This window comes from Deferrisoma sp. (assembly GCF_054681715.1).
The window spans coordinates 48,170-54,526 of the sequence record NZ_BAAHFQ010000010.1 but is presented as its reverse complement, the minus strand read 5'-3'; the positions used below and the strand labels follow the sequence as shown (position 1 = coordinate 54,526).

General features: G+C 62.1%; 6 protein-coding genes. All 6 read right to left on the bottom strand.

Annotation, left to right across the window (positions count from 1 at the left end):
* Window positions 1-416 precede the first annotated feature (416 nt).
* The 6 genes from ACY0I8_RS03080 to ACY0I8_RS03055 all read right to left on the bottom strand — a co-directional run bounded on the left by ACY0I8_RS03080 (window position 417) and on the right by ACY0I8_RS03055 (window position 6,292).
* On the bottom strand, window positions 417-908 hold the full coding sequence (locus ACY0I8_RS03080; RefSeq protein ID WP_461393535.1) for a chromate resistance protein ChrB domain-containing protein: 492 nt from the start codon (window positions 906-908) through the stop codon (window positions 417-419).
* 6 nt (window positions 909-914) lie between these two features.
* Window positions 915-1,637, bottom strand: a complete 723-nt coding sequence (locus ACY0I8_RS03075; RefSeq protein ID WP_461393534.1) for an ABC transporter ATP-binding protein — start codon at window positions 1,635-1,637, stop codon at window positions 915-917.
* Entirely contained in the window at window positions 1,631-3,037 is a 1,407-nt protein-coding gene (locus ACY0I8_RS03070) for an ABC transporter permease (RefSeq protein ID WP_461393533.1), read from the bottom strand. The genes ACY0I8_RS03075 and ACY0I8_RS03070 overlap by 7 nt, the downstream gene beginning before the upstream one ends.
* Window positions 3,038-3,286: 249 nt before the next feature.
* Window positions 3,287-4,282, bottom strand: coding sequence for an extracellular solute-binding protein (locus tag ACY0I8_RS03065; protein ID WP_461393532.1), 996 nt, complete (start codon window positions 4,280-4,282; stop codon window positions 3,287-3,289).
* A 158-nt stretch (window positions 4,283-4,440) separates the two neighbouring features.
* On the bottom strand, window positions 4,441-5,223 hold the full coding sequence (locus ACY0I8_RS03060; RefSeq protein WP_461393531.1) for a DUF1573 domain-containing protein: 783 nt from the start codon (window positions 5,221-5,223) through the stop codon (window positions 4,441-4,443).
* A 76-nt stretch (window positions 5,224-5,299) separates the two neighbouring features.
* A complete protein-coding gene (locus tag ACY0I8_RS03055) occupies window positions 5,300-6,292 on the bottom strand; it encodes a FlgD immunoglobulin-like domain containing protein (RefSeq protein WP_461393530.1) in 993 nt (330 codons plus the stop codon).
* Window positions 6,293-6,357: the final 65 nt, after the last annotated feature.

Below are 6,357 nucleotides of genomic sequence, written 5' to 3'. Positions count from 1 at the left end.
GTTTCGGGCGGCGATCGAAGGGCTGCTTTCGGTGCTGAAGCGGGCCTACGCGCTGCGTCGGTGCCTGTGGTCGGGGTGGGACGGGTTTGTGCGCTACGTGTGGAGCACGGTTGTGGGGTACAACCTGGTCACGCTGGCACGAATCCGCCTGGCCAAGACCTGAGGGAATCGCCTGGGGGGCCACCCGTCCTCTGGTAGGGGAGGAGTGTGCCGCGGGCGCGGGATTTCGTTCACTCGATGAAATAGACAGTCGCATTCGGACTCGTCACCGTCTCATCGGTCCACCGGAGTAAACCCTACCCCTCGGGCCGGTCGGACCTGTACGGCAAAATCTCGAATTTCCGGACGGACACTAGACTACCAACTTCCGAAAAGTGTCAAACCTGCGGGGCCGGTCCCACGCCGAGAACGGTAGGCTATAAATCCGGTTCGCCCCACTTTTCGTATAGGGCGTCGAAGTAGTCCACACACCGTTCCATTATGATCTTCGGATGGGTGCGATTTTCCAGTATGAAGTCCCGTACCTGTTTCATAACCTTGTGTGTCTCTTGGAAACGCTTCCGGTCCCAGGTATTGATTTCTATGTCATGAATGATCTGACGAATGCGCTCGGCGACGGGGTCGTCAACTCCATAGTGCTCCAAGAGGGTCGCATAGGTAGACCGCGTCGCATAGCGCTTGAATTTCGCAGCGGGAACATCAAAAGGAATCCCTCCAGCAAGAGCACCCCCGCGCGGTATGATCCGTATTTCGGCTTCTGGGGCGATGAACCGTTTGATGAGCCACACCGAGGCGCACTTGTCCGCCTCGAAGTTTTCCCAGGTCCAAAAAACACGAGGTTGAGCAAGCACCGAACCCGCCATTCCGCTGAACACGAGACAGCAGAGCGCCGCCAGGACCTTCCGCACCATATCCTACCCGACCCCCCTGCTGAACATCTGGTGGAGTTCGCCCGCGGTGAGCGCCGCGAGTGCCGCACCCCTGCCCTCCCACGCCACCCGACCTCGGTTGAGGATCCAAACCCGGTCCGCAAGGCGCCCCGCTTCCAGGACATCATGGGTCACGTAAACCACCCCGAGCCTTCGCTCCCGGACGAGATCCCGCGTCAAGCGGATCATGTCTTCCCGGAGGACGATGTCCAGCCCCGTGAACGGTTCGTCCATGAGGAGAAAATCGGGGTGACGCGCGATAGCCCGGCCGATGGCCAGTCGCTGGCGCTCCCCCCCGGAAAGCTGCTCCGGATAGGCCCTGGTCCGGTGGTCCATCCGCACGCGTGCCAGAACAGCTTCCACCCGCGCTTTCCTTTCCCTACGGGACAACCCCAGCCCCCCAAGAGCAAATTTGATGTGATCCTCGGCCCTCATGTGGGGCCAGAGGGCCAGATTCTGAAAGACGAACCCCAAGTTCCTGTCGGCAGGGGGAAGCCTGAACTTGGGCGTGCTCACCACACGGTCCCGGAGAACCACCTCGCCGGCATCCGGGAGTTCGAGCCCCGCGATGATGCGAAGCAATGTGGACTTGCCGCTGCCGGACGGTCCAAGGACGGCGGTAATCTCACCTTGCCGCACGCCGATGTCCACTCCGTCCAGCGCCAGCACCTCCCCAAACAGCTTTCTCACCCCGCGGACTCTCAGCACCGACGGGCCTCCCAGCCGGTTCCGAGCCGCTTCCACACAAGGAAAAACGCGCCCACCGCAACCCATTGCACGATCAGTAGCAGTCCGGCGAGGTTCGCAACGTCCTCCATTGAGCCGTAGTGCAAATAATTATAGACCTTGATCAGCAAGGTGCTCGCCCCCGGAGGAACCACGAGCAAGCTCACCCCGAGATCCCCGAACGCGAGAACGAAAGCGACAAAAAACGATGTCAGCAGGCCATGGGCATTCAGTGGGACCACAATGCGCGACAATGTGGTCCAGTACCCCTTTCTGGCCACGATCGCGGCCGCCTCCAGATCCCAGTGCACCTGGTGCAGGGACGAGGTGACCGTCCGAACGCAAAACGGCAGGATACGCGCCAGATATCCCACCACGAGGATCCCCCACCCCTCATAGAGCCAGGCCGTCGCGGGCCGGTTCCACAGCCGGATGACCGCGATCCCCACCAGCAGAGCCGGCACGGCAAACGGCACCTGAGTTAGAGCATCCCAGAGCAGCCTGCCTCGGGAAGGCCCCCGCACCAATCGCAACCCGATCGGCAGTGCCAAGCCGGTGGCCGCGGCCGCGGCCACCAGGGCCAAACCCGCGTTGAACCACAGGGTATGCCAAGACGAACGCAACACCGCCACCAGGCCGCCGGCTCCGGACGCGTTAGCCACGATGAAACCGAGCGGAACGCCGGCTGTTATGAGGAGCACCACTCCCGGCGCTAAAGAGAGCGCCCACCTCCAACCTCCGAGATCCTGGCCCAGCCTCCCCGTTCCACCCGCCGCAAAACCCACATAACGCCGCTCCCGCATCCAGTACGCCTGGATCCACACGAGCACTGCAGCAATTCCGAGGAACGGAACAGATAAAGCGACGGCGGCGCGTTCATTGTACAGACCGCTGAACTGGACAAAAACTTCAACGGGAAAAACGCGCAGCCGAAACAAATCTGGGATGCCGAAATCCATCAGCGAAAAAACGAAAACGAAAACCACGCCCGCCAGGACGTGCGGCGCCGCCAGCGGAAGCGTTACCTTCCAGAAGGTGGGCCCGACGCCCCGGACCACAACCCCCGCTTCCTCGTAACGGCGTTCCACCCCATCCAGTCCCCCGATCGTCAGGAGGGCAAGGAACGGGTAGTATGCCGCAGCCAAGGCAACAGCAGCTCCACAAAAACGCCACCATCCAGAATCTAACGCTGTACCCAAGGAAGGCCCGGCACCCCCTAGCAGTAGGGACTCCCACGCGATTCCTTGCAAGTAGGGAGGGACGAGCAAGGGCGACAGGTAGGCGACCCGAAAGAATCCTTTCCCTGCCAAATTCGTACAAGTGGTCACCACGGCATAGGGGATCGCAAACAATGCAGCCAGCATCGTGGCCAGGGTGGCCAACTGGAAACTCCGGGCCAACAGTCCCCACTGCCGATGGTCGAGCCACATCGCCCGCAAGAACGCGGTCGTTCCGTGTCCTCCCCCCCAAAACACGGCTTCCGCCAAGAGGAGCAAAGGAGGGGCCAACACAACCACGATGAAGGCGCCTCCCGCAACCCTGAAAAGAGACTTGGGAAAATAAGACATAACCTCTTCGGGAAACGTCGTGCCGGGGCGGGCAGCCTTCGCGACCGGGCCTTGGCCCGGCGTTTAGCGCACGAACAAAGCTTGGCAGAACCGCGTCGCCTTCTCGATCTGTTCCGCGACGGCCTCAAACGACACCGGCATGGAGCGGATGGGAGGGGTCTGGCTGGCTTCCTCCGGCCGAACGGGAACTTGCGCGGCGCCGCTACGGATCAAAGCCTGCTCGGTGGCTTCGCTTACGAGGTAGTCGATCAGCATTTTCCCGGTCTCCGGGTGGGGGGCCCCGCGGATCAGCGCCACCGTGTTCGGGATCAGGAGAGTTCCGAACCCCCCTTGGTCGGGGAACACCATCTGAATCGGTTTGCCCGCCTTCACGGCGGCCGTCACGTCGTCGGTATCGGTCAGTCCTATCGGGTATCGCCCCTCCACCACGAGGTCTCTGACCACCGAGTTCCCGTCCACCACGGCCACCCGGTTCTCTTTCAACCTCGTGAGGTACTCCCGGGCCCGGTCGTCCCCCAGGTGAGCAAAGAGGGCCGCCACGTGAGTAGCCGTCGTCCCGAAAAGGGGGTACGCGATAGCGACTCTGCCTCTCCATTTCGGATCGGCTAAATCAAGAATGGACTGGGGGACTTCCTGTTCGGAAAGCAGGTTCGTGTTGTACGCGATAACTCGCGCCCGCGCCGCAAATCCCGTCCAGTAGCCTTCCTCGTCCTTCAGGTGCTTCGGGATCCCCTCCGCGAGGGGCGAGCGGTAAGGGGCTAAGATGCCCTTCTTTTTCAAGATCAGCGTCCGCGCCACCTCCCCGTTCCAAAACACGTCACACTGAGGGTTGTCCTTTTCCGCGATCAGACGGTTCACCAGCCCGGTGGTTTTGCTCGCCTCCACATCAAACGCCGGCTTGACGCGAATCCCGGTCTTCCGCGCAAACTCCTCAAGAACCGGCTCTGAGTACACCTGATCTACCGAGGTGTAGACAACGACCTCTCCCGATTTCTGCGGTGTTCCCTCACAGCCGAGCGACAGGAGCGCCAGACCGGCGAGAAAGAGGGCGTCTCTCACGATTGCCCCTGCTCTTCTCCACCGCGCCCTGCCCGTCTTCTGTGGCCGGGGCCCCGCCGCGGCGCGTTCACAACGCTCCCCCGGTTCGACGGAGCCACACAGGAGTTGAAACCAATCGTGTCTTTGGGCTCCCACCACGCGCATGTTCTCCTCCGTTCTCACTCCCCCCTCCCACAGGACCTGGCAGTCTCCTGGCACCGGGCGTCACCCGTTGCAGGGACAACGTTTCCCCAGACCGGAATATCGATCCGCGGGCGGTCCGGCCGATCGGTGTGCACCGTGACCACCTCCAGAAACTCCCCGCGGGGGGCCTCGTGCCCCACCGAAATCCCGATCAACACTCCGGTCACCTTCCCCCGGCGCCACGGGGAGGCTTCCGCCCGCAGAAACGGAGCGGTTACCTCCACGCGTCTGACAACCAGTGGAGGCCCCGAAAGCCGCAGGACTCGCACCGTGCGTGCCGCAGGATGCCCCTGCCGGACACACCCAAAGTCGATCCCCTCGGGCTCCAACACCACCCCCCTTGCCACTCGCGCCGACAGGCCGAGCTCCGCCCTCCGTACCGCCTCCCCCTCCGCGTACGTAACGATCACCGAGGCACGCTCCCTGCGTTCCACTTCGCCGGCTCGGAACGAAACCAGGATCTCCCCCCGGCCGCCCGGCGGCACCTCCGCACCGACAACGTCGCCCACCGTGCACCAACACGGCGTCTCCGTCGCGAGAATGCGAATGGTTTGCTCTCCCCGGTTCTCAAACGGGAAGCGGTGGGTGACCTCGGCACCCGGACCGACGATCCCGCCATCGGCCTCTGCCTCCGGAAAAAAGAGGCTGCCTGCGGTCCGGGGCCCCGCTGGTCTCGTGGACCCCGTCCCGCACGTCCGATCCGGGAGACCGAGGAGGAAGACCTGTTGCCCCTTTGCGGATCCCTCCGACGCGAGCACCCCCCGCCCTCCTCCACACCCGCACAACACCACCGCGCAAAGGGCAGTCCAAGCTGCATAACCCACTGTGCGCACGCTACTTTCTCACCACAATACGATGACTTTTAACCCCGATTTGATCCGAAAAACTGGACAAATTCACGGTCAACACGTGCTCGCCCTCAGGCACATCATACAGGTCCCAAACCCAGTTAAACGGCGTGTACCCCACCTCGTCCTCAGCGTAAAACCTTCCGTCCAAAAAGAACACGATCTCAAACTGCTGATCCCTGAAAAGTTTGCGGCTCTCTTCATCAAGGTCCACATTAACGATCGTCCTGTCCCTCAAGACGATGGCGCCATCATCGACCCTCCCCTCCATAGGCGAAAACGATAACTTGACCCTTGGCGACCTGTCTGTAATACGGGACATACGGTAATGGGGAGAAACCTCTTCCAACGATCCGCGATCTGGTTTTTTGGGAAGGTCGCCCGCCATTCTCACGTATTCCACGTACCCCATATTTTTGTTTCCGTACAGAATAACGGAGTTCTCGGGCAACTGGTAACAAGTGATGATCATCTTAAACTTCTTCTCGTCCCACAAAGAGATCAGCCCATCCTCGTCTTTGCCGTCCCAATACTCCGTGACCATGCCGGCGGGACGGGGCTGCCAGTCCACCAGAGTCCTCAGAAGGGGCCCCCCTTCCAACCCCAAGCGGATCAGCACACGGGCCGGGAACGGCAGGCGGTATGAGATGGTCCGCTTGACAGAGTCGACCGTTGCCGAGGTGATGTCTCGCTCGTTGCCCCCGGAGAACGACGTGGGATCATAGACCGCGGTCTCCCCGTCTCGGCCCCGCGCCAGGAGGGTGAAAAAATACGCCTCGTCTGGCAGTATTCGGCCCGCATCGTCTTTTCCGTCCCATGAAAACGACCCCGGTCCGGGTTGCTGGCCGGGGCGGGTCATGGTCCGAACCCTGTGCCAGTCCGGATCGTAAACGTTTAGGGTCACGTCCGCCGGGAATCCCAGGCGGTACCCCACCTCCATTGTTTCGCCCCGCGCCGGGTTGAGGGTCTGCTTGGACACGCGGACACCGGAGAGCGCGGAGGCATGCCCGGTTTCCGGGGAACCGGCCTCGCGGCCCGCAGCAT